Source organism: Hydrogenibacillus schlegelii, assembly GCF_001653195.1.
Taxonomy (GTDB): domain Bacteria; phylum Bacillota; class Bacilli; order Thermicanales; family DSM-22653; genus Hydrogenibacillus; species Hydrogenibacillus schlegelii.
The window spans coordinates 44,793-67,136 of record NZ_JXBB01000001.1; the positions used below are offsets into that span (position 1 = coordinate 44,793).

Below are 22,344 nucleotides of genomic sequence, written 5' to 3' on the forward strand. Positions count from 1 at the left end.
GGCCTTCAGTGGGTGAAGTGCGCGACGTTTTCCCGGTCGATTCGTCCGTGAAGCGCCCGGTTCAGGCCGGCGGCGAGAAACTGACCGAGGTCGTCGATGTACGCGTCCACCTCTTTCGGCGTGACGATCCAGTTCATGCCGAGAGGCTCGAGCACTTCCCGAAGCAACGCCTGTTTTTCTTCCTCGGTCAGCGTGCCGAGAAGGCCGAAGAACACCTTTCGGGCCGGCTCCGGAGGAAGATCCGCCTCGGTGAACCGGGGCGGCCGGTCGTACGGGGGCGCCCCCGGCGGCACAAGCCTCTCCCGGGCTTTCGGTTGCGACGCCTCGTGAAGCTGCCGACCGAGATGCTTGATCAAAAGATCGATCGCCTCGCCGGCGATCGTCGACGCTTCGACGACCGTCGGCACGCCGATCGCGATCACCGGCACGCCGAGGGTTTCCCGGGTAAGGGGCCGGCGCTTGTTTCCGATTCCGGAGCCGGGCTGGATGCCGGCGTCACTCATCTGCACCGTCGTGTACAGCCGGGCGAGCGAACGGGCGGCCAGGGCATCGACGACGATGACCGCCGCGACGCCGATGGCGCCGACGACCGCCGCGACGATGTCTCCCGTCTCGACTCCCGTCGTCCCCATCACGCCCGGGGCGAGGGCGGCGACGGAGCGCACGCCGTCTTCCACAAGACCCGGCTCGTGTTGAAACAAATGCCGCGTCACCCGCACCCGTTCGGCGACGACGGGCCCGAGGGCATCCGGCGTGACCTGCCGGTTGCCAAGGCCGACGACGAGCACCGGATCCTCGTCCCCGAGGCCGATCTCTTTGAAAAACCGGGCCAGCCCCCGGCTGAAGAGATCCGCCGCTTCGCTCCGGTACGCCGCCTCTCCGGTGAGAAGCTCGGGCAGCTCAAAGGTGACGTACTTTCCCACCGGCTTCCCGAGGGCCTGGGCGGCCGCATCGCTTACGATCTCCAGGCGGACGACCCGCATCCGGCCGCCGAACGCCTCCTCGGTCTCCTTGCGGAGGCCCGCCTCGACGTCCGGCGCCGCCGCCTTCGGCGCCGTCTCGGCGCCCACCGCGCCCGCCCGGCCGAACAGCGCCTCATGGGCCTCCAGCGCGAGGTCCGTCCGTCCGTAAGCCGGCACGACCCCCGCCGCATCCGACCGATCGCTTTGCCGCACCCTTCGCGCCCCTTTCCGTCGCTTGAAGGTTCCGCTGAAGGTCCCTTTTGGCTCCGTCAGGCGTTAGTCTGTCGAGCGGACGACGTTTCATGCCCCTTTCGATCCGTTGCAGAAAAACCCATATCATGATAGAATGACGGGTGTTGTCTCGCACGCGGGACACAGGCCGCCGGGTGCCCGGCGGCCGTCCGGTCGGAAGAGGAGGTGAACACCCGCATGGCCAACACCAAGTCGGCGATCAAACGGATCAAGAAAAACGAAAAGCGCCGGCTCCGGAACCTCGCCATCCGGAAAACGGTCCGCATTGCGGTCAAGCGCGTCGAGCGGGCCCTCAAAGGGCAGTCCGTCGAGGAAGCGCTGGCCCAGTACAACGAAGCGGCCAAGGCGCTGGAAAAGGCGGCGTCGAAAGGGGCCATCCACCGCAACAAGGCGGCGCGGAAAAAGTCGCGGCTGATGAAAAAAATCAACGAGCTGAAAAAGGCGCTGGCGGCCACCGGCGGTTCGGAAGGCGCGGAAAACAACGCGTAACCCGCTCCAACCCGGGCCAGACGGCGTCGGAAAGCCAAAAAAACGACCTCCTTCGAGGTCGTTTTTTTTTTGGGGCTTCGACCCGGCGAAGCGGCACCCGGCGAACCGCCGCGTCCGGTCGGCCGGATCCGGACCCACCGGCATCCGATCATGCGGGGAGGAAAAACGCGAGCACCGCCCGCTCCACCGCCGACTCCCTCGGGACGGCGCCCGTTTTCAGCCCCCGATCGATCCATGCCAGTTCGCGAAAAATCGCCGTTAGGCGTTCCGGGGCGACGCGGGCCGACCGGCGCCGGGCCATCTTCACGGCGAACGGATGGACGCCGAGGGTCGCCGCCAGCGCCTCCGGGGCCTCGGCCGCCTCTCGAACGATGAGCATGAGCCGCACCTGCTGAAGCATGAGTCCGATCAGCCGGAGCGGCTCTTCGTCTCCCTTCAGCCGGGCGAGGATCGCCCGGGCCTGCGCTCCTTCTCCGGCCATGAGGGCGTCGATGAGCCGGAAGGCGTCGCCTTCGGGCGCTTCGCTCAAAAGCCACCCCTCCGCCTCCTCGTCCGGCGGCGCGCCGGTCGCCTCGGTGTAGAGGAGCCACTTTTCCAGCTCCAGAGTCGCCGCCGCCGGTTCCTCCGGCAGCCGGGCGACGAGCGCTTCGAGCCGCTCCGGCGGCAGCGAAAGGCCCCGGGCCCGGAGCGCCTCCTGCACCTGCCTCAGCCGTTCGTCCGCCGTCGGTGCCGACACCGTTTCGATCGTCCCCAGCGCTTTCAGCCGCTCGACGACCTTCAACCGACCGTCGAGGCCGTCGGCCGGCACCGTGAGGACGAGGGCCCGGCCGGCGAGCGGCGACCCTCCGCCGGTCGGCGCCGTTCCGGCTTCGCCCGACGCGGCCAGGTCGGCGAGAAACCGCTCGAGGCGCTCCCGCTCTCCTTCGGCGGCCTTTCCCCCCCGCCGACTGCCGCCCCGGGCCGTAAGAAAGTGCACCCGCCGCCCGACGACGACCGTCGGCCCGCCGAACAGCGTCCCCAGTTCGAACGCCTCCAGCGCCCGCTCGATCCCTTCCGCCTCGACGTCGACGGGAAGGACGGCCACCGTTGGATCGGCGTCCGGCGGAAGGAGCTTCTGAACGAGCGCCTGTTCCCGCTGCAAAAGCGCGCCTTCGTCGGCGCCGACAAGGACGTACACCGGCAGGCGTCCTCCGCCGGTCATCCCGCCTTGCCCTTTGCGGCGTCGCATGTCGTCCCCTCCGCCGACATCTTAGCAGAAGGCCGGACAAAAGGAAAGCAGGCCGCGGGCCGGCCTGCCGACAACGCTTCACATCTATCTCAACGCTTAAAGGGCCCGGCCCGGGTCCGGCCTTCAAGCGGGAAGCGTTGTGCCGTCCATAGGGTATACCCGACGGCCATGGTTGGTGCATGAACGGCGGCGCCGCCGCTTGGGCCTACGGCAACGTCGATGCCGTCGACTCCACCGGGCGGTCGGGGTTTGAAAAATCGACCGCGTACCGGCGCCCCCCGACTTCGAACAGAAGGCGGCGACCGTCCCACCGAACCCGGCCGATGCTCCCCTCCGGCAGGGTCATCCGGTATCGCGTCTTTCCGTCGTCGCCGACGACGACGAGCGCCGTCGTCGTGAAGCGGGCGATCAGGGCCCTGTCCGGAGTGGCGGTTTCCCCGAAGCTTCCCGAGGGGCGCACGGCCGAACCCGGCGCCTTCTCCACCGCCTCGAGGCGAACGGTCGGTAGGGTTTTCATGGCGGAAGGGGTGCCCGAACCCGCCGCATCCAAAGCCGGGGCGGACGGCACGCCGACGTCCGGGGCCGGAAGCGCACCCGGTCCGGCCCGGGTGCCCGAAGCCTCGATCTCAGGATCTCCGACCGCTTTGGGCGTAAGATCGCCGGTTGCCTCCGCGTGATCCTCCGGCACCGATGCGGCCGCGGCGAGCGTCGACGCCCGAACGGCCTCCCGCTCTTCCGCCCCCGGACCGCCGGTGCTTCGACCGCCGCCTTCCGGCGCGCCCCACAGCCCCGTTCCCCACGCGAAGCCGACCACCGCCGCCGCGACCGCTCCGCCGGCAATCAGGCGCCGCAGACGGCGATGGCGGTGCCGCCGGCGGGTCGCCCGGTCTTCCAGGATGCGTGGCCAGATCCGGTCCACCGCCGACACCGGCATCGGCACCTCAGGCAGCTCCCGAAGGCGGTCGTGGAGCGCTTCCAGGGCCGCCTTCGTCCGCCGGCACTCGGCGCAGACGACGAGATGCGTCGTCACGATCTCCGCTTCCGCCGGCGTCAGGGTCCCGTCCAGTCCGGCAACGAGAAGCGGTTCGACGTCCCGGCAAAGCGTCATGCCCCTCCCCCTTCCGGCCCCGAATCCGTCCGTTCCGACGGCCGATCCGCCCGGCGGCCGACCTGTCCGGAGAACCGCCGGCGGGCCGATCCCCCCGGAGCGACGACCGGCCCTCATCCGCCCGTCCAAAGCGGCCGAAGCGCCTCTTTCAGCCGCAGGCGGGCCCGGTGCACATGCGACTTGACGGTACCCACCGGAACGGCGAGCGCCTCGGCGATCTCCTCGTACGACCAGCCGTCCCAGAGCCTGAGAAGGAGCGGCACCCGGTGATGGGGCGGAAGCCGCCGCAGCGCTTCGGAGAGCGTCGCCGCCGCCTCTCGGGCGAGAACCTCCGCCTCGACGTCCGCCGAGGCATCCCGCATCCCCTCCCAGGCCGCTTCCGCTTCCTTCGGCCGGTTCGCCCGCCCCCGCAACCGGTCCAGGCAGACGTTCGTCACAATCCGGACGGCCCACGTCTCAAACGCCGATTCGCCTCTAAATTCAGACAATCTGAGGTACACGCGAAGGAGCGCCTCCTGCGTCGCGTCAAGGGCCTCTTCCGGATGGCCGAGAAAGTAATAGGCCCGCCGATACAGCGGTTTTTCGACCGTTTTTAAAAGTTCGTACAGCGCATCCTCGTCCCCCAGCCGGGCCCGCCGGATGAGCTCGGCCGAAACCTTTCCGGAGCCGTCCCGTTTTCCGAACTCCTCCATCTCGCCGACCCCTCTCGCCCCGTTTGACGTGCACAAATGCCGCCGGTTGCACCTCCGGATATGTATATCTTACAGCATCGGTTCGGAAAAGGCAAATTTTATCGCTCCTTTTTTCGGCCTTCCGAAGCCGGTATAATCGGAGTAAGTTCCCCCGAGGAGGCCTTTCGATGCCTATTTTTGCGTTTTTTCTGCTGCTTCTCCTTTTGCCGTTTCTCGCCGTCACCCTCTTCTTTCAGGTGACCGCCTTTTCCTTCACGAAGCTCGGCCTGACCCCGATCGGCGCGACGACGCTCCTTACCCTCTCCGTCGTCGGCAGCATGATCAACCTGCCGGTCAGCCGCCGGCGGACGGTCGTCTACCGGCCGGAAGCCCCGCCGTTTTTTTCCCGGTACTTTTTTTATTACCCGCCGCAGGTGGATGAACAGATCATCGCCGTCAACGTCGGCGGTGCCGTCATCCCCCTCCTCTTCAGCCTCTACCTCCTCCTCACCCGGGCGCCGCTTCTTCCGACCCTCATCGGCGCCGCCGTCGTCACCGCCGTCGCCAAGGCCCTTGCCCGGCCCGTTCCGGGCGTCGGAATCGCTCTTCCCGCCTTCATCCCGCCGCTCGTCGCCGCCGCCGTCGCCCTCCTCATCGACCGAAACCACGCCGCGGCCATCGCCTATGTCTCCGGCGTCCTCGGCACGCTGATCGGCGCCGACCTCTTAAACCTCCACCGCCTCCGGGACATCGGCGGCCATATCCTGAGCATCGGCGGCGCCGGCGTCTTCGACGGCATCTTCCTCACGAGCATCATCGCCGCCTTTCTCGCTTAAACGGCGCGACAAAACCGGGGCGACCGATCAACGGCACGACAAAGCCGGCGCGAACCATCCAAACCGCCCGGACGAGGTCCGGGCGGTTTGGTCATGTCCACCGACGACGGTCGAAGGTCCAAATACAAGCGCAAAAAGCGCCTTTTCTGCCGCTTTTTGCGCGCAGCCATTCGCTCACCGGCCGAGAATCAGCCGCCCGTGTTCGATCTTGATGCAGCGATTCGTCACCACGTCGAGCCCGCCGGCCGTCGCGATGCGGACCGTCTCATCGTTGTGGACCCCGAGCTGAAGCCAGAGCGCCCGTGCCCCGATCGCCACCGCCTGCTCCGCGATCGGCGGCGTCTCCTCGCTCCGACGGAAGACGTCGACGATGTCCACCGGCCCGTCGATCGCCTGAAGATGGGGCACCGCCGGGATGCCGAGCCACGCTTCGAGTCGCGGGTTGACCGGGATCACCTCATAGCCGTGATCCTTCAGGTAAAGCGCCACCCGGTAGCTGTCCCGCTCCGGCTTATCGGAGATGCCGACGACGGCAATCCGCCGCGCCGACCGGAGAAGCGCCTCAATCTCTCCGTCTTCCTGAAGCCACCGCCCGACCCGCGCCGCTTCCGATCCCGTTTGGTTCATAACCTCGCCTCCTCTTTTTACGATCCGGAGTCCCCGCATTCCCCTTCTTTCTCTCCTTCATGCTCTCCGATTCCCTCGTCTTCCACCCTCACCCCCCCTTCTTCGGATAACGCCAGGGGCCTCATCCGCGGCATCCCGCCGTCCGACGCATAAAGCGTCGCGCAGTTTTTCCCCCGCGTCTTCGACGCATAGAGCGCCTCGTCCGCCCGCCGGATGAGCTCCTGAAGGTTCCGAGCGTCGTCCGGAAAGAGGGCCGCCCCGATCGACACCGAAAGCGGATGCTCCCCGTCCTCCAGCAGGAGGGTCGCCCGGGCCAGCCGCCGCCGGAGCTCCCGAAGCCGCGCCGTCACCCCCTTCCGATCGAAACCGCGCAGAATGAGCAAAAATTCATCGCCGCCGTAGCGGTAGGCCTGCACCCGTTCATCCTCCATCCGCCGGAGGAGCTCCGCGATGAGGATGAGCAGCCGGTCGCCGGCCGAATGGCCGTACCGGTCGTTCACCCGCTTCAGGTCGTCCGAGTCGACCATGACGAGGGCGACCGGATGGGCCGCCGCGTCCCGGAGCGCCGCCCGGAGGTCCCGTTCGAACGCCCGGCGGTTTTTCAGGCCGGTGAGCTCGTCGTAATACGACAGCCGCTCGACCTCCTGAAACAGCTCCGCCGATGCCACCGCCGCGATCATCTGCCCGCCGATGATCTCGAGCAGCCGGATGCTCTCTTCGCCGTACGCGGCCGGCCGGGTGCTCTGGACCGACACCACCGCCTGCGCCCGGTCTTTGTAATAAAGCGGCACAAAAAGCGCCGACTCGATCCGACTGTCCGCCTCTCCCCAGCGGAGGTGCGGCGTGCCGGCGATCTCCTCCGCCCGGCGGAACAGAAACGGCCGGCCTTCCCGAAGCGCCAGCCCGACCAGTCCCTGACCCGGCCAGAGCGTCACCGGGTCGTACCGCCGCCCTCCCTCGACGAAATACGGCACCGTCACCCGCCTTTTTCGGTCGACGAGGGCGACGAAAAACACGTCCGCCGGAATAAGCCGCGCCACCGTCCGGTGCACCTCGGCGTAGATCGCCTCCGGATCAAACGTGCGGAACAGCTTGAGCGAAAGCCGGAAGACCTCGTCGGCGACGGCGTTTTGCGCCTTCAGGCGGTCGAGCTCCTCCTGAATGAGATGCAGCTCCGATAAAATCGGCAAAAACGCCTCCCGCATCCCCTCCCGACCGTCCGCCGTCGGCTCGAACGCCGTTTCCCGAAGCAACGCCTGGCCGAACTCGATGAGCGGCGACGCATCGCCGGTCCGGCGCAGACGGCTGAGCGCCTCTCGAAGCCGCCCGAGCCACATCGCCCATTCCGTCACAGGGGGGTCCCTCCACCGTTACCGCCCTTCGCTCGGGTCGCCCGTCGTCGACTCAGCGCCCTGCCTCTCCGGCGTCACCGCCGTCTGCGACGGGACATACGCCCGCAGGGCATCGAGGGACCCGACGCGAGCCGGCGGCAGGGCGGCGATCATTCTCCGGCCGTACCGTTTTGTGAGAAGCCGCCCGTCGAGGAACACGACGGCTCCGCGATCGTCTTTCGTCCGGATCAGCCGGCCGATGCCCTGCCGGAGGCGAAGGAGCGCCTCGGGGAGGAAAAACGCCGTAAACGGATCCTGTCCCGACCGCCGGAGCGCCCGTTCCCGGGCCCGGACGCGCGGATCTGCCGGATTGGCGAACGGAAGTTTCGTCACCACGACGCACACCAGCCCGTCCCCGGGCAGGTCGATCCCCTCCCAGAACGTCTCGTTGCCGAACAAAACCGCCCGCGGCGTCGCCCGGAAGCGGGCGACGAGCGCCTCCCGGTCCGCCTCCGGCGTGTGCAAAAGGAGATCGATTCCCTCGCCCTCCGCCCACGGCCGGAGCATCTCCCCGACGGCGCGGATGTGGGCAAAATTCGTAAAGAGGGCAAGCGTCCGCCCGCCGGTTTTTTCCAGCACCTGTTTCAGCGCCCGGGCGACGTAGGCGAGATACGCTCCCTCTTCCCGGGGATCCGGACCCGAGCGGCTGAAGACGTACAACATCTGCGACGCCGTGTCAAACGGGCTCGGAAGCACCAGCGCCGTCGCCGACGCCCCCAGACCGAAAGCGTCCGCGACCGCCCGGCGATCCGCCTCGTTTCGGCCGTCGGGAAAAAGCGTCGCCGAGACGATGACCGGCGGCACCTCCTGAAAAAACGGCGCGAGGATCTCCCGGGCGTCGATCGGCTCCCCGTGCAGAGAGAGCCACCGGGCTCGGGCGGAAGGGATCGCCCCGTCGATCCACGCTGCCCCCGGCGGCATCGTCCGCTCGACCCAAAAGGCCGTCGTCCCGTCCGCCGCCTCCGTCGCCCGATCGAGGAGCGCCACCACGCCGGCGATCTTTTCCTTGAGGCGCCGAAGGCCCCGAATCGTCGGCTCCTCCCACCCTTCCGCCGCCTGAAGCCGGTCGAGGTACTGGAGCAACGCCTCGGCCGCCGCCCGATCGCCCCGCGGCACGGCGATCGGCCCCTCAATCGGTCGGGCCTCTCCGAAAACCGCCGGACGCTCCGCGGGACGTTCCCCCGCCGAAACCGGCGATCCGCCGGAGAACCCGGTAGGAGAAGGCGACGGCGGAAACAGCGCCGCTTCGAGGGCGAGAAAAACGTGCTCCAGCGCCGCGACGAGCCGGTCAAAGTGCCCCCGGACCTCCTCCAACACCGCCGCCGAAAAGACGTCCTCCATCCAGCTCTGCCGCCTTCGCTCGATCTCCCGGAACCACCCCTCCACCCGTTCGATCGAAACGCTCGCGGCAAAATACCGCATCGCCGCCTCCGGCACGCGGTGCCCCTCGTCGAGGACCAGCCGGCCGTACTTCGGCAGCACGGCGCTTTCCCCGGCCGCCCGGAGGGCGAGATCGGCAAACACGAGGGCGTGGTTGGCGACCAAAAGATGCACCCGCCCCCACGCCCGGCGGGCCTGCTGGATGAAACACCGGTCATAATGCGGCGACCGCTTCTGGTGGCAGTCCTCCGCATCGCCGGCGACCTCCGCCCACACGTCCGGTGGCACCGACACGCCGAGGGTCCGGCGCTCTCCCTCCCCGCCGGCGGCCAGGGCCGCCAGGACCGCCGACCGAAGGCGCTCCGCTGCCGCCTGCAGGGCCCCTCCCTCCCGACCGGCCCGCTCGACGAACCGGTCGAGCCGCCGAAGGCAGACGTAATGGCTCCGTCCCTTGGCAAGCGCATAGCGAAAGTCCTCGACCCCGGCCGCCTGAAGCGCCCGGGCGACGAGGGGGAGGTCTTTTCCGATGAGCTGCCCCTGCAGCGTGAGCGTCTGCGTCGAGACGACGACGAGCTCCCCGCTTTGGACGGCATAAATGGCCGCGGCGACGAGATACGCCAGCGACTTTCCCGTCCCCGTCGGCGCCTCCGCCAGAAGCGGCCGACCGGCGAACAGATGCTCGAGCACCGCTTCGGCGAGTTCCACCTGCTCGCTCCGCCGCTCGTATCCCGGAAGCAACCGGCCGAGCGGGCCGTCCGGAGCAAAAATCGCCAAAAGCGTCCGGCGCGCGGCCTCGTAAGCATCCCGTTCGCCGGCGGCGCCCACCTCCGGCCGCTCGCCGGCGACCTTACGTTCCATCGTCCCGTCCCTCCTCGCGGGGCGCGCCGGCGTTCCCCTCGGCGGCCGGGCCGGTCCCGGCCGCGCTCAAACTTCGAAGCTCGGCCGACAGGCGCTCGATGTCCCGGCGGGCCATCTCGATGAACGATGAATCGAGCTGTTCCCGGGCCGCCTGATAGATGTCGAGGGCCCGGTCGATCGCCGCCCGAAGTTCGACTTTGGCCCGCTCCGGATCGAGGCGGGGGTCCCGGGCGTCCCGGTAGGCAACGCGAGCGTACCATTCCGCCTCTTCGACCCCGTCGAAGTCAAGCACGACGTCGATCGGCGCATCGTCGTCCACCATGGCGGCGACGAATAGAATCGGATCGGGGATCGGCACCCCCCGAATAAAGCCCTCGTAAAGCACCCGGGGCCAGAGGCCGCTTCGGCGCGTCGAAAGCTTGACCCCGATATCGGAAAACTCCAGCGAATGCATCAACCGGACCCGTTCCAGCCGTCCGGCCAAAAACGAAAGCAGCGCGAGCCGCCCCGGGTCTTGCACCCCCGTCTCGACAAAGCGGCGGATCGCTTCCCATTTGGCCTTCCGGTTGCTGCGGTCGGCCATGTCGTCACCTGCCAACCTTCAGTCGTCACCTGCCAACCTTACATGCGTCGCATGCGTAGCCGCTCGTCCTTGCGTCGTTGCTCGTCACTTCAATTTATTTTAGCATAAAAAAGAAAGAACGGCGCATCCGGACGCGCCGCTTTTTCCGTCCACCCTCCTAAACCTGGACGTGCTTCAGGGCGTCCACCGGCCGGAGCGCCCCGCGGGCCGCCGCCACCGCCGCCCCCGTCTCGTCGAGCGCGTCGACGGCCGCCGTCACGAGCGCCTTCGCCGCGATGAGCATCGCCCGCTCGTCGATGTCGAAGCGCGGATGATGGTGCGGATATTCGGCGCCGACGCCGGCATTTCCGGCGCCGGTAAAGAAAAACGTCCCCGGGACCTTCTGAAGGTAATAAGCAAAATCTTCCCCGCCCATGCTCGGCGGCACCTCCACGACCCGCGCCGGATCGTACACCGCGCGCATCGCCTCGGCGAAGCGCGCCGTCACCGCCGGATCGTTGTGGACGGCGTCGTACCCCCGCTCGTAGCGCACCTCCGCCCGGGCGCCGAAGGCCGCCGCCTCCGCTTCCGCCAGGCGCCGGATCTCTGCCTCCACCTGGGCCCGGACCGCCTCGTCGAACGTCCGCACCGTTCCGATGAGCACCGCCCGTTCGGCGATGACGTTGAAGGCGGTTCCGGCGTGAAACGTGCCCACGGTGACGACCGCTTCTTTCAGCGGATCCACCCGCCGCGCGACGATCTGCTGCAGTTTGACCACAAGATTGGCTCCGATCAGCAGGCTGTCGATCGTCTGGTGCGGCGCGGCCCCGTGCCCGCCCCGGCCGACGATCTCGATCGTGAAGGCATCGACGTTGGCCATGGCGTACCCGGCCCGGTAGCCGATGACGCCGATCGGAAGCCCCGCCCAGAGGTGCGTCCCGAAGATGACGTCGACGCCGTCGAGCGCCCCGTCTTCGATCATCGGCCGGGCGCCTCCCGGCGCCACCTCCTCCGCGAACTGGTGGATGAGGACGACCGTCCCCGGGAGGTCGGCCCGCCGCGCCGCCAGCACCTTCGCCACCGCGAGAAGCGTCGCCGTATGGCCGTCGTGGCCGCAGGCGTGCATCACCCCCGGGACCGTCGATCGGTAGGAGACCGACTTTTCATCTTGGATCGGCAGCGCGTCAAAGTCCGCCCGAAGCGCCACCGTCCGGCCCGGCCGTCCCCCTTCGATCCGGCCGACGACCCCCCGACCGCCGACGCCGGTTCGGACCGATACCCCGAACGAGCGTAGCGTCTCGGCGACGAACGCCGGCGTCGCCTCTTCGTGAAACGACAGTTCCGGGTGCCGATGAAGGTGCCGCCGCCAGGCGACCATTTCACCGAACAGCCCGTCCAGCGCGGCATACAGGTCTTTCAGCATCGCCGTCCCCCTTTCGCCTCCGCCCGCGACCGCCGCCTTCCGCCGGAGCGGACCGGCTTCGCCCCGGACGTCCCATCGCCGAATCGAATCAAAGGAGGGCAAACATGCGCATCGTCATCGCCGGAGGAAGCGGCCTCATCGGCCGCAACCTCACCCGATCGCTGCTGGAAGACGGCCACACCGTCCTGTGGCTCACGCGAAATCCGCGCCTTTCCGACCGGGCGGTGATCGCCGCCCCACCACCGGCCGAGCGGACAACCCGCTCGTTCTCCGGATCGGGCGCCTCACGCCCCGGACCGATCCCCGTCTCCTGGCTTGCGGCCGACGCCCGACCGGAAGACGAACTCGAGCGCCACGCTCCCCTCGACGCCGCCGTCAACCTCGCCGGAACCCCGATCGACGGCCGCTGGACGCCGGCCAAAAAGCGGCACATCCTCGAAAGCCGCCTTCGGGCGACCGCCGTGCTCCTCGAACTCCTCGCGCGCCTCCCCGCCGAAGCGCGACCTCGCGTCCTCATCAGCGCCTCCGCCGTCGAAGCCCGCCTCCCCGTTCCCCCGGAAGCCGAAACGGGCCCCACCGCAGCCGTTCTCCGGGAGCGCGGACTTTCGTTTCTCGCCGCCGTCACCCGCCGCTGGGAGACGGCGGCGGGCCGGGCCGAAGCCCTCGGCCTTCGCACCGTCTTTGCCCGCTTCGGCGTCGTCTTCGCCAGGGAGGGAGGCGCCTTCCCTCGCCTCGTGCTTCCGTACCGCCTCTTTGCCGGCGGACCGATCGCCGGCGGCTGGGCGTGGGTCTCGTGGGTGCACATCGCCGACGTCGTCGGCCTGATCCGCCTCGCCCTGGAGGACGCCACCGTCGTCGGTCCGCTTCACGTCACCGCCCCCAACCCGGCCACGATGGACGCGATCGGGCGCGCCGTCGCGGCGCGGCTCCGGCGGCCGCATTGGCTCCCCGTGCCGGCCTTCGCGCTCCGGCTCGCCCTCGGCGAGATGAGCGACCTCCTCATCCGGGGCCACCGCGTCCTCCCGGAAGAAGCCCTCGCTCGCGGCTATGCGTTCCGCTTCCCGACCGTCGAAACGGCGCTTCAGGATCTCCTTTCGCCACCGAAGGCGGAATCGGGCCCACCGGCGTGAACGTTGGCGGAAGCCTCCCCGCGTTCTTCTGTCATTTTACCGAAACCGTCGCTCACTGTCACCCATCGTCCCGTCCGGGGATCGAGCACCCGAAGCCTGAGCCAGCCTCCCTCGACGGGCGCCCGCACTTCCGGATCGACGGCGAGGATCGCTCGAACCCGCTCCGGCGGCGCCTCGATCAAGACGAGCGGCCGAAGCGGCCGATGGACGAGCTCCTCCCCGAGCGCCACCGACTGCCACGGAAGCCCCGGCAGGAGGTCGCTTCTGTTCCCCTGCATGACCCCGATCCCGCCCAACACCGTGAGGGTCGTCTTATCCCCTCCGCCGAACCGGCCGGGAGCCGCCGTTGACAGGAAATACTGCCACCCGATCGCCCGGAAAACCCCGCCGGGGCCAGCGAGAAGCGCCTGGAGCGCCGCTCCGGTGGTATCCGTTTCCCAGTCGTAGCTCAGCAAAAACACCGTTCCGCCCCAATCCGCTCCCGCCGTCAGCGTCCGGCGACCGATGACGAGGCCGAGATGGCCCGCAAGGCCCCACTCCGGCCGCACCTCGGCAAAATCCGCCGCCCGGCGAAACGCTTCCTCCGGGTCGGGAACCGGCTGGCGGCGGGCCCGGCCGGCCCGGGCGGCTGAAAGGGCCGCCTCAAGATGCGCCGAAAGGCGCTCATGGGCCTTCCGCGCCGGCCCTGAGACCGGCGGCGCCGTCAGCCACGCCCAGCCGTCCGTCGTCGTCTCGTGCTCCGCCGCGGCAAACACCGTCTCCGGCGGAATCGCCACGCCGCGGGCCGAAAGCGCCGCCCGCACCGCCGGATCGTTGAGCGCCTCCGCGAGCGCCCACGCGTTCCACCCGCCGCCGGTGCCGCCGCAGGCGCCGCATTCCAGTGCTGACGCGTGAGGATTGTTCACCGAGCGGCTCCGGTGACCGACGAACACGACGTACGGCGCAAACCGCCGCACGCTGGCCGCTTTGAACAGCCGCTCCGCCTCGCGGGCAACGGCTTCCGGCGAAAACGACCGGATGGCCGCCCTGCCTCCTCCGGCAAACGGCGATCTCTCCCGCCCGGCGCTTCGCCGGGCGCTCCACGCCCAGGCGGCCGACCCCACTCCTCCGGCGACCGACGACCCCTCCTTCCCGAACTCCCGTCTCCGGGCGCTCCACGCCCGAATCACCGGCCCGACACTGCGACGGGCGGCCTCCAGCGCATACGCAAGCCCTGTCAGCTCGGGAGCGGCAAACCCCGCCAGCGGATCCCCTTTCATCGCCTCTTCGGCCCGGTGAAGCGCCCGTCGAGCCGCCGCCGGCCCGTCGTCCTCGACCCGAAGGATGCCGATCGGCGCGACGCCCGGCGGCGCCGCCAAGTAGCCGTTCGGCCCCTCCGGCGTGACGACCCAGAGCGGGAGGTGGAAAAACCCCGCCACCCCCACCGTTTCGATCCTCCCATCGCCCGCCTTCTCGAGCGCCCGGCGGAGGGGCTCCGATCGGGCATCGAGGCAGAAAAAGAGCTGCACCTCCGCACCGTCTCCCCGCGGCATCCGCCGATCCCGTCCGGCACCGGTGACCGTCAGGCGGCCCGCGATTCGCTCCGTGAGCGTCTCCTCCCAGGCCGAAAGCCACACCAGCCGACGGCCGTAGGCGAAAAACCGCGCCCGCGGCGAAAGCCGCGCTTCCTTTTGGACTCCCCCATCCGGCGCGACAAAAAACGACGCCGCCCCGACGGCGTCGGCGATGAGGAGCCGGGCGGCGAGGTAATGAAGAAGCGCTCCCGCTTCCCCGTGACGCTCCCGCCAGGCGAACATCCCCGCCCACCCCGGAAGCCGGAGCAGATGGCGGATGAGCACCGCCCGGGCCGCCTCCGACCGATCCGGCCAGAGGCCAAGCCGCCGAAGGCCGTAGGCGAGGGCCGACGGCGCCGTCTCCGGCCACACGGCGATGCTCCGGCGCGCCTCCGGAGAAAGATCCGGGTCGACCGCCGCAAGCGCCCGCACGGTACGATAAAAATCCTCCCGGACGGGGAGGGGGAGAAGGGCCCCATCCGCCCCGAGCACCGCCTTGGCCCACCGGATGACGAGCCGCTCCAGGCGCTCCTCCGGCCGCTCCCGCCGCCGCTTCAGCCCCTGCTTTCGGCCGTCCCCCGATCGAGCCCACCCCGATGATGCCGCGCCGGCACCCACCTCTGGACGAATCGCTTCGACCGCCGTGCCGGCGCCCTTCGCCGCGCCATCCCCTTCGGCATCCGCCGCCGGTCGAACCACCGACGCCGCCCCCGCCGACCACGGCAGGGACGCCCAGAGCCCCTGAAGCGCCACCGGCGGCGTCCCCCGGGAACGCTCCCAAGCCGCATAGCGAGAATAGGCCGCCCAAAGCGCCTCCGGAGCCACCTCCCCGGCGGCCCAAGCCGCCCGGAGCACGGCCTCCGGCGGAAGCAGATCGACGCCGTAACACTCGAACGCCTCCGCCACCACCTCCGCGAACGGCCGTCCTTCCAGACCGCCGAGCGGTTGCCGGGGCGCCCAGGTGGCCAGAGGCCAGAGCGGCGCGATCCAGGCCGCCGCCTCCCGGACGAGCGCGGCGAGCGCTTCCGCTTCCTCCGAAGCGATCCCCCTCGGCGCTGCCGCGCCGGCCCTTTCCCCGGCCCACGCCGCGCCTCGATCCCCCGCTTCGGCGACCGATGCCTTCGCCGAGACGGTTCGGTCCTTTAACGCTTCGACCGTCTCGAACGCGCCGACCGAATCCGGTGCTCCGACCCGGCCGATCGCTTCCTCCGTCGGCGTCGCCGACCGCTTGTCGCTCATTGGTTTGCCTCCTTTCGCCACGGATCGTACGGCCAGACCGCCATTGACGCCGGCCGCGGCTCCCCCAGCCGCACCAGCCCGACATACAGCCGAAGCCCGAGACGATTCGAAAGCCACCGTCCGCCGTCCGAAAGCGCCGCGAGCCAGGCCAGCGAGCCTAGGGCGTACAGGACCAAGGCCAGACCTTCCGCGAAGGGGCGAACGGCCCCTTCCCCGACCGCCGGTTCCAGGACCCGCCCGAGCCCTTCCCGAGCCAGCACCGAGATGACCGCCGGGAAAAGAAGCCCCGTTCCCAGGGCGACGGCTGCCCGTCCCGGCCGGCCGCTCATTTCCCGTACGAGGAAAACCGCTGTCCCGGCCAGAAAAAACGCCCCCAAAAGCGCCCCCGGCCCGTTCGACCCGAAGCGCCAGGTCGCCCAGAAGACGACGGCGCCGGCGACGACCGCCGTCCAGCGCCCGACGACCGCCCGCCGGCCGTCCGTCGCCGCCGTTCGCCCGAATCCGTCTCCGGCGCCGCCGTTTTCGGCCGCCACCGGCCGCCGGGCATCCCGAACCCGGTGCTCCCCGAACGGAAGCGAGGCCCGCTCCGGATACGCCGCCGCCCCCGGCGGCCGAACCGCCTCCCCCGCCCGGAGAAACAGCGTCGCTTTAAACCAGCCGTGAAACAAAAGATGCAGCACCGCCGCAATCGACGCCCCGAGCGCCGCCTGCGTCATCATGAGCCCCATCTGGGCCATCGTCGATGCGGCGAGCTTTCGCTTCACGTCCACCGCCACCGCCATCATCCCGAAACCGAGCATCGCCGACGCCCACGCCCAGACGATGACCCCGTCCCACACCGCCTCGACCCCCGGAGAAACGGCCGTCGCCCCTTCCCCGAAGGCGAGGCCGCTCCAGCGGGCGAACAAAAGCCCTCCGGCGTTGACCACCCCTGCGTGCAGCACCGCCGAAACCGGCGTCGGCGCCGCCGGAGACGCAAGCAGCCAGCGGTGAAACGGATAGGCACCCGCCATCGCCATCGCCCCGACGGCCAGCGCCCCCCAAAGCGCCGTCGCCCCGGGGCCGGCCGCCGCGACGCGCGCCATCTCCTCGAACGACCACGATCGCGCCAGATCCGCACTCCCGACGACCGCCGCGACCACCGCGGCCCAGGCGATTCCGAAGGTGGCCGCCGCCTCCCGGAACCACCCGGCCCCATCCGGCCGCTCACGCCGGAGGGCGATCAGCGCGAGCACAGCCGCCGCCGTCGCCGTCCAGCCGAAGAGAAACAGCCGCCCGTCCCCCGCCAGCCAGGTGAGCGATACCGCCAGCGACACGAACGAAAGCCCCGCCAGATGTTCCGCAAAGCGCCGGTCTCCCCGCAGATGGTGCCGGGCATAACGCTGCAAAAGAAAATTCATCCCGGCGGCATGCGCCGCAGCAACCCATCCCAGACGGTCCAGAAGCCACGGTCCGACCGTCACCGCCTCCGCCGGCGCACTCCCCACCCCGCCGAGGGCGGCGATCAGGGGGAGTGCCTGCAGCCGAACCTGCCAGGCCGCCCACCGCTCCTCCGGAAACGTTCCCGCTCCCGGCCCCGCCCCTTCGTCCCACGGCAGGGGAGCCAGGAGCACGGGAGGGCGCCGGCGGCCGATCCGCCGAATCTTGATCAAAAAGGCAAGCGTATAGCCGCCGGACGTCCCCCATGCCAGCACCCACAGCCAGAACCAAAGCCCGTTCAACCGGCCTCTCCCCTTCCGGTTTACTGCTTTCGGCTCGCTTGTTTTTTCGTTGCCGCCTCACCCGGACGCGATGGGCCAAACCCACCGCATGTTCCGCGTGATCGAACCAGCGGCAAACGCCCCAAGCGGTCCGCCGCCGATCGCAAAAGAAAAACCGGCGAAACCGCCCTCGCCCCACGGTCCCCGGACCGTGTGACCAAGGCGCGGCTTCGCCGGTTTTCTTCCGACCCGTCCGCCCAGCGGATGATCGGAAGGCTCCCGGACCGCGCTTTTCCCGGTTTCCGTCCCGTCCGCCGCGGCGAAAGTCCAACCCTCGACCGGATCAAACGGACGGCGACCGGGAAAAGCGGCCGCCTTACGGCTTGTTTTCCCGTCCTCAAAACCGTTCTGCAACCCATGGGCAACGACCCCATCTGAGGAGATCCCTGCCCGGTTGCTTCCTGCTTCAGCCGTCACGCCAGCCTCCGCAAAACGGCGAGCCGTCCGCCTGCCGGTCAACCGTTCTCCCGATCTCAGGCCCCCGCCTCGTCGCCGAACCCGTCGCCGTTCATAAGCCGCCGCTCCAAATCGTCGTTCAGGCGGAAGACGATGATCCGTTCGCCGGTTCGGGTGCTGAGATCGGTATGGAGGCTCCGGACGGGCATGCCGGTCAGCCGCTCGATCAACGAACAAAGCGCCTCGGCGCCGGATTCCAGAAGGCGGTTGCGCATCACTTTGACCGCCTGCCGGCCTTCCTCCGTTTCGCAGAGGGCCTGTTCCGCCGGCGTGAGCGTCACCTTCAGCGAGACAATGATCATGTCCCGCACGATGTCCGTCTTCGCCGCCGTCGACCCCCGGCCGAGATACTCCTTTTCCCAGCGCGTGAGCGCCTTGCTGATCTCCGCTTCCAGCCAGCCTTTGGTTCGATTCATCTCGGTTGGCCATTATACCGGAAAAAACGGCAGGCCACAAGAGGGGGAGCCCTTTGAAGGGCGAGCCCAAAGGCCGGCACGTGATCAACATTCCGCTTCCCTTTTCCCCTCGACGGAAGCTTCCGGTCGAAACCGCCTCTCGGCGATCACCCAGCGGTAAATCCTTTCCGCGTCTTCCCGTGCGAAAAGCGGAAATCGAACCGCCGCTTCGTTGCCGACCGCCCGAACCCGCGCAAGGTGATCGGCCGGCGCGACGAGGGCGATCACGTCCGGCCACGTAAGGGCCGCCGGAAGATCGTCCGCCGACCGGAGCAGGGCAAGCTTCGGCCCCGGCGCCGTTTTGAACCCTTCGACGAACAGCCAGTCCGCTCCAAACGCCCGCGCCAGAGGCCAGAACCGCTTGGCGGGCGCCGCCGCTTCCGCCGGCGCCGGGAGCGCCTCCGCTCCGGTCGGGGTCCAGTACAAAAGCGCCCCTTCCGGCGCCAAAAGCCCCCTGAGCACCGCCCCGGCCGCCTGGAACGCGGCGGTGTCCTTCCTCGGCCGATCGGGCGGCACCGCCCCCGCATGCGCGTGGTGCTTGATCACCGCCGCCCGGATGCCGTCAGCCGCGGCCCGCTCGATCAGCCGCGCGATGAGCGTCGTCTTGCCGCTTCCGGAAAAACCGGCGACGTGCACGATGCGCTCCATCCGCTCCGCTCCGTTCCGAACCACAGCAGCTCCTCCGCCGGACATATCCGGCCCGCTCCGTCGGGCCGATCTGGCCACGGTCTTTCAGTCAAGCGCGTCCAACACAAAAAGACGCACCGCCGCCCCTTCCGGAAGCCCCTCTCCCGGCGGCACCACCATCAGCCCGTTTGCCGGCGCGAGCTCGGCGATGTGGGAGGAACGCCCGCGGCCGGTCGGCCGGACGACGAGCCGCGGGCCGTCGAAGCGATAGCGCACCGGGACGACCCGCGGCAGCTTCGACGGGCGCCCGAAAGGCACTTCAAGCGTCGCCTCCGCCTCGGGCATGCGGGCCCGCTCCGGCGGTACCCCGAGGGCGGAGAGGACAAACGGTCGCACAAACAAATGAAAGCCGACAAAACTCGCCACGGGGTACCCCGCCAGCGCAAACAGCATCGCCCGCCCCAGCCGGGCGACCGACGTCGGCTGCCCCGGCTTCATCTGAAGCCGGCTGAAGAACACTTCCCCGCCCAGCTCGGCGATGAGCGGATGCACCCAGTCATAATCCCCGTCCGATACCCCGCCCGTCGTGATGAGGACGTCGTACCGGTCGACAAGGAGGCGAAACGCCGCCCCGAGCGCCTCCGGCCGATCCGGGACGATGCCGTACCGATCCGCCGGAACGCCGAGCATCCGAAGCGCCGCCACGAGCATCGGCGCGTTCGAATCGTAGATCTTCCCCGGCGCCGGCGGCACGCCCGGCTCGAGCAGCTCGTCGCCGGTCGAGATGACGACCACCCGTGGCGGCCGAAAGACGGCGACGGAGGAATAACCGTACGCCGCGAAAAGCGCGATCGCCCCGGACCGAAGCCGTTCCCCGGGCGAAAGCAGCCGCTCTCCCCGCCGCACGTCTTCCCCCGGTTCGATGACGTTTTTCCCCGTTTCGATCGGTCGGCGAACGACGATGACGGCGGAGGGCGCTTCCGCCCGCCGGCCGCCCGCCCCGCGGCTTTCGGCCTTGAAAAACACCCCGGCCTTCCCGGCCTCCGAGGCGCCGCCCGCCTCATCCCCCCCGTCCGCCGGCGCTTCCGGCTCGACGTGCTCCAGCATGACGACGGCATCGGCGCCGTCCGGCACCGGCGCTCCCGTCATCACCCGAACCGCCTCCCCGGGGCCGACGGGTCGATCAAGCGGCGGATCGCCGGCCTGCACCGCCCCGACGACCCGAAGCCGGATCGGGCGATCCGCCGCCGCCCCTAAGACGTCCTGCGCCCGCACGGCATAGCCGTCGACACCGGCACGCCGGAAGGACGGCACGTCGGCCTCCGCCACGAGCGGCTCCGCCAAAATGCGGCCGGCGGCCTCGGCGAGCCCCACCCGCTCCTTGAGCGGGGGCGGCACGTGCCGAAGGATGCGCGCCAAAGCTTCCTCCATCGACACCGGCGTCCGTTCCACCGGCCTCCCTCCTCATCGGTCAGCATCCTCGAACGTTCAGCTTCCCGGACGCCGATCCGGCGACCGAGCCCCGTCGGCTCCGGACCCTTCGAGATCCTCGCGGCGAAAATCGCCGCTTTTTCCGCCGCTTTTTTGCAAAAGCCGCGTCGGGCCGATCTCCATCCCCCGGTCGATCGCCTTGACCATGTCGTAGACGGTGAGCGCCGCGACCGACACCGCCGTGAGCGCCTCCATCTCGACGCCCGTTTTCCCCGTCGTCCGGACGTCGGCCCGGATGACGAGCCGATCCGGCGGCTCCGGCAGAAACGAAAGCGAAACGCCGGTGATCGGGATCGGATGGCACATCGGGATGAGCTCCCACGTCCGCTTCGCGGCCATCACCCCCGCCACCTGCGCCGTCTCGAGCACCGCCCCCTTCGGCCCGCCGCCGGAGAGGATCGCCTCGAGCGTCTCCGGCCGCATCCGGAGCGTCGTCTCCGCCACCGCCCGGCGGTCCGTATCGGGCTTTTCCGAAACGTCGACCATCCGGGGACGGCCGCTTTCGTCGAGATGGGTGAGTTCCACCGCCATGCCCCCTTTGCCTGCGACGGGTCTGTCCGCGCTTTGCCGCCCGCGCTCCCCTCGGGCACCGATTCACGGGCGCCGCAGACCGCCTACGGCGCCTCGCCGAGCGTCACCAGCCGCTCCTTTCGTTCGCCGGCATGGTAGTACGTCACCTTCACCGTGTCGCCGATCTTATGCTGAAAGAGCGTCTGCCGGAAGCTCACCTTGTCGTACACCGGCCGGTCGTCGAGGGCGACGATGACGTCGTAGGCCGAAAGTCCTGCCGCCTTCGCCGGCCCTTCCGGCATGTCCCGGATGAGGACTCCTTCGTGGACCGTCGGCGGAAGCTTCAAGCTCCGGTAGATGTCCTCGGCGACGTAGGCCAGGCCGACCGGAACGATGCCGAGGTCCGGCCGCCGGACTTTGCCGTACTGCTCCAGCTCCGCTGCCACCGCCTGTGCCAGATCGATCGGAATGGCAAAGCCGATGTTCTCCACCCCCGGCTCGACGACCTTGGCATTGTTGATGCCGATCAGTTCCCCCCGGAGGTTAAACAGGCCGCCACCGCTGTTGCCGTAGTTCATCGCCGCGTCGACCTGAAGCACGTCGAGCTCCCAGTCCGGCTCCGCCCCGTCGCCAAAATAGATGGGGAGCTTTTGATGCAGGCTGGAGATGAAGCCGATGTTGACCGTGTCGGCATAGATCCCCAGGGCGTTCCCGGCGACGATCACCATCTCCCCTTTTCGCACTTTGGCGGAACTCCCCAGGACGGCGACCTTGTCCACGTACCGCTGCGGGATGCGCAGAAGCGCGAGATCCGTATAGGGATCGACGCCGACCCGCTCCGCCGGGACCGTTTCCCCGTCGCCGGTGGTGACGTCGATCCGGTCCGCTCCTTCGATGACGTGGTGATTCGTCAAAAGATACGCCATCCCTTTTTTCCGGGCGATCACCACCGCCGAGCCCGACGAGCCGTCGTCACCGGCTTTCTTGTGCCGGTACGCGGTCACCCCCACCACGAGACCCTCGATGTCCGCCACCGTCTGGACGATCTGCTCCGAGGTCGAAAGCGGCGCCGTCGGCGGCGACGCCGAAGGCTGCGAGGGGCCGCCCTGAATGATCATCGCCAGCCGAAAACCGATGAACCCCGCCACCAAGGCAATCGCCGCCGCACCGGCGATGATGAGCCACCGGCCGCCGGACCGCCGTCCCCCGCCAAAGAGCCGTTCCCAGGTCTTCTCCCCCATGGCCAACCCTCGCCCCGCTCCATGCGCCAACTGCGGCGCCATCCAGCCTCTCTTTACTTTAAATTCATTATAACAGATCTGCCCGGGCGGAGGAC

The 22,344-nt window shown here is 69.2% G+C and carries 19 protein-coding genes; 3 read left to right on the forward strand and 16 right to left on the reverse strand.

Features of this window, described 5'->3' with window-relative positions:
* Positions 1-5: 5 nt before the first annotated feature.
* On the reverse strand, positions 6-1,175 hold the full coding sequence (gene gpr / locus SA87_RS00200) for a GPR endopeptidase (protein ID WP_066442286.1): 1,170 nt from the start codon (positions 1,173-1,175) through the stop codon (positions 6-8).
* A 204-nt stretch (positions 1,176-1,379) separates the two neighbouring features.
* On the opposite strand from gpr, the gene rpsT reads away from it, so the two are divergent.
* Positions 1,380-1,703, forward strand: a complete 324-nt coding sequence (rpsT, locus tag SA87_RS00205) for a 30S ribosomal protein S20 (RefSeq protein WP_322787507.1) — start codon at positions 1,380-1,382, stop codon at positions 1,701-1,703.
* A 148-nt stretch (positions 1,704-1,851) separates the two neighbouring features.
* Here rpsT and holA read toward each other — a convergent pair whose 3' ends face one another.
* From holA to SA87_RS00220, 3 genes are all read right to left on the reverse strand, one after another.
* A complete protein-coding gene (gene holA, locus SA87_RS00210; RefSeq protein WP_156423685.1) occupies positions 1,852-2,931 on the reverse strand; it encodes a DNA polymerase III subunit delta in 1,080 nt (359 codons plus the stop codon).
* A gap of 205 nt (positions 2,932-3,136) precedes the next feature.
* Entirely contained in the window at positions 3,137-4,039 is a 903-nt protein-coding gene (locus SA87_RS00215; RefSeq protein ID WP_066197350.1) for an anti-sigma factor family protein, read from the reverse strand.
* A gap of 113 nt (positions 4,040-4,152) precedes the next feature.
* Positions 4,153-4,731 carry an RNA polymerase sigma factor gene (locus SA87_RS00220; RefSeq protein WP_066197354.1) on the reverse strand — a complete coding sequence of 193 codons (579 nt, stop codon included), beginning with the start codon at positions 4,729-4,731 and terminating at the stop codon, positions 4,153-4,155.
* Positions 4,732-4,898: 167 nt separating this feature from the next.
* Between SA87_RS00220 and SA87_RS00225 the strand changes: the two genes are divergently transcribed.
* A complete protein-coding gene (locus tag SA87_RS00225; RefSeq protein ID WP_066197356.1) occupies positions 4,899-5,546 on the forward strand; it encodes a DUF1614 domain-containing protein in 648 nt (215 codons plus the stop codon).
* Between the two features lie 174 nt (positions 5,547-5,720).
* Here the strand turns inward: SA87_RS00225 and SA87_RS00230 are convergent, their stop codons facing one another.
* The 5 genes from SA87_RS00230 to SA87_RS00250 form a co-directional block, all read right to left on the reverse strand.
* Positions 5,721-6,173, reverse strand: coding sequence for a CoA-binding protein (locus tag SA87_RS00230; RefSeq protein ID WP_066197977.1), 453 nt, complete (start codon positions 6,171-6,173; stop codon positions 5,721-5,723).
* Positions 6,174-6,190: 17 nt separating this feature from the next.
* On the reverse strand, positions 6,191-7,525 hold the full coding sequence (locus SA87_RS00235) for a GGDEF domain-containing protein (RefSeq protein WP_066197358.1): 1,335 nt from the start codon (positions 7,523-7,525) through the stop codon (positions 6,191-6,193).
* An 18-nt stretch (positions 7,526-7,543) separates the two neighbouring features.
* A complete protein-coding gene (locus SA87_RS00240) occupies positions 7,544-9,802 on the reverse strand; it encodes an ATP-dependent DNA helicase (protein WP_066197359.1) in 2,259 nt (752 codons plus the stop codon).
* On the reverse strand, positions 9,792-10,385 hold the full coding sequence (locus tag SA87_RS00245) for a hypothetical protein (protein ID WP_066197361.1): 594 nt from the start codon (positions 10,383-10,385) through the stop codon (positions 9,792-9,794). Before SA87_RS00245 ends, SA87_RS00240 begins: the two co-directional genes overlap by 11 nt.
* Before the next feature lie 157 nt (positions 10,386-10,542).
* Positions 10,543-11,787, reverse strand: coding sequence for an amidohydrolase (locus tag SA87_RS00250; RefSeq protein ID WP_156423687.1), 1,245 nt, complete (start codon positions 11,785-11,787; stop codon positions 10,543-10,545).
* Positions 11,788-11,891: 104 nt separating this feature from the next.
* Here SA87_RS00250 and SA87_RS00255 point away from each other — a divergent pair, with 104 nt between their 5' ends.
* Complete coding sequence (locus SA87_RS00255) at positions 11,892-12,917, forward strand: TIGR01777 family oxidoreductase (RefSeq protein ID WP_066197368.1); 1,026 nt, start codon at positions 11,892-11,894, stop codon at positions 12,915-12,917.
* On the opposite strand, the gene SA87_RS00260 is transcribed toward SA87_RS00255, so the two are convergent.
* From SA87_RS00260 to SA87_RS00295, 7 genes are all read right to left on the reverse strand, one after another.
* Positions 12,869-15,709: a putative inorganic carbon transporter subunit DabA gene (locus SA87_RS00260; RefSeq protein WP_066197371.1), complete on the reverse strand. Its 2,841-nt coding sequence runs from the start codon at positions 15,707-15,709 to the stop codon at positions 12,869-12,871. The genes SA87_RS00255 and SA87_RS00260 overlap by 49 nt on opposite strands.
* A complete protein-coding gene (locus SA87_RS00265) occupies positions 15,706-17,430 on the reverse strand; it encodes a proton-conducting transporter transmembrane domain-containing protein (RefSeq protein ID WP_066197374.1) in 1,725 nt (574 codons plus the stop codon). Before SA87_RS00265 ends, SA87_RS00260 begins: the two co-directional genes overlap by 4 nt.
* Positions 17,431-17,942: 512 nt before the next feature.
* On the reverse strand, positions 17,943-18,341 hold the full coding sequence (locus SA87_RS00275) for a Na-translocating system protein MpsC family protein (protein ID WP_066197380.1): 399 nt from the start codon (positions 18,339-18,341) through the stop codon (positions 17,943-17,945).
* 84 nt (positions 18,342-18,425) lie between these two features.
* A complete protein-coding gene (locus SA87_RS00280) occupies positions 18,426-19,028 on the reverse strand; it encodes a molybdopterin-guanine dinucleotide biosynthesis protein B (RefSeq protein WP_066197383.1) in 603 nt (200 codons plus the stop codon).
* An 84-nt stretch (positions 19,029-19,112) separates the two neighbouring features.
* Positions 19,113-20,459, reverse strand: coding sequence for a molybdopterin molybdotransferase MoeA (locus tag SA87_RS00285; protein ID WP_066442293.1), 1,347 nt, complete (start codon positions 20,457-20,459; stop codon positions 19,113-19,115).
* 36 nt (positions 20,460-20,495) lie between these two features.
* Positions 20,496-21,029: a cyclic pyranopterin monophosphate synthase MoaC gene (moaC, locus tag SA87_RS00290; RefSeq protein WP_066197386.1), complete on the reverse strand. Its 534-nt coding sequence runs from the start codon at positions 21,027-21,029 to the stop codon at positions 20,496-20,498.
* An 83-nt stretch (positions 21,030-21,112) separates the two neighbouring features.
* Positions 21,113-22,291 carry a S1C family serine protease gene (locus SA87_RS00295; protein WP_082910414.1) on the reverse strand — a complete coding sequence of 393 codons (1,179 nt, stop codon included), beginning with the start codon at positions 22,289-22,291 and terminating at the stop codon, positions 21,113-21,115.
* Between the last annotated feature and the right edge of the window lie 53 nt (positions 22,292-22,344).

Excerpts from the sequence above, each read along its gene's own strand:
- SA87_RS00280 (WP_066197383.1), bottom strand. The coding sequence starts at position 19,028 with ATGGAGCGCATCGTGCACGTCGCCGGTTTTTCCGGAAGCGGCAAGACG.
- SA87_RS00240 (WP_066197359.1), bottom strand. The coding sequence starts at position 9,802 with ATGGAACGTAAGGTCGCCGGCGAGCGGCCGGAGGTGGGCGCCGCCGGC.
- SA87_RS00230 (WP_066197977.1), bottom strand. The coding sequence starts at position 6,173 with ATGAACCAAACGGGATCGGAAGCGGCGCGGGTCGGGCGGTGGCTTCAG.
- SA87_RS00250 (WP_156423687.1), bottom strand. The coding sequence starts at position 11,787 with ATGCTGAAAGACCTGTATGCCGCGCTGGACGGGCTGTTCGGTGAAATG.
- SA87_RS00220 (WP_066197354.1), bottom strand. The coding sequence starts at position 4,731 with ATGGAGGAGTTCGGAAAACGGGACGGCTCCGGAAAGGTTTCGGCCGAG.
- SA87_RS00260 (WP_066197371.1), bottom strand. The coding sequence starts at position 15,709 with ATGAGCGACAAGCGGTCGGCGACGCCGACGGAGGAAGCGATCGGCCGG.
- holA (WP_156423685.1), bottom strand. The coding sequence starts at position 2,931 with ATGCGACGCCGCAAAGGGCAAGGCGGGATGACCGGCGGAGGACGCCTG.
- SA87_RS00245 (WP_066197361.1), bottom strand. The coding sequence starts at position 10,385 with ATGGCCGACCGCAGCAACCGGAAGGCCAAATGGGAAGCGATCCGCCGC.
- SA87_RS00255 (WP_066197368.1), top strand. The coding sequence starts at position 11,892 with ATGCGCATCGTCATCGCCGGAGGAAGCGGCCTCATCGGCCGCAACCTC.
- SA87_RS00295 (WP_082910414.1), bottom strand. The coding sequence starts at position 22,291 with ATGGCGCCGCAGTTGGCGCATGGAGCGGGGCGAGGGTTGGCCATGGGG.
- moaC (WP_066197386.1), bottom strand. The coding sequence starts at position 21,029 with ATGGCGGTGGAACTCACCCATCTCGACGAAAGCGGCCGTCCCCGGATG.
- SA87_RS00225 (WP_066197356.1), top strand. The coding sequence starts at position 4,899 with ATGCCTATTTTTGCGTTTTTTCTGCTGCTTCTCCTTTTGCCGTTTCTC.
- SA87_RS00215 (WP_066197350.1), bottom strand. The coding sequence starts at position 4,039 with ATGACGCTTTGCCGGGACGTCGAACCGCTTCTCGTTGCCGGACTGGAC.
- SA87_RS00275 (WP_066197380.1), bottom strand. The coding sequence starts at position 18,341 with ATGAATCGAACCAAAGGCTGGCTGGAAGCGGAGATCAGCAAGGCGCTC.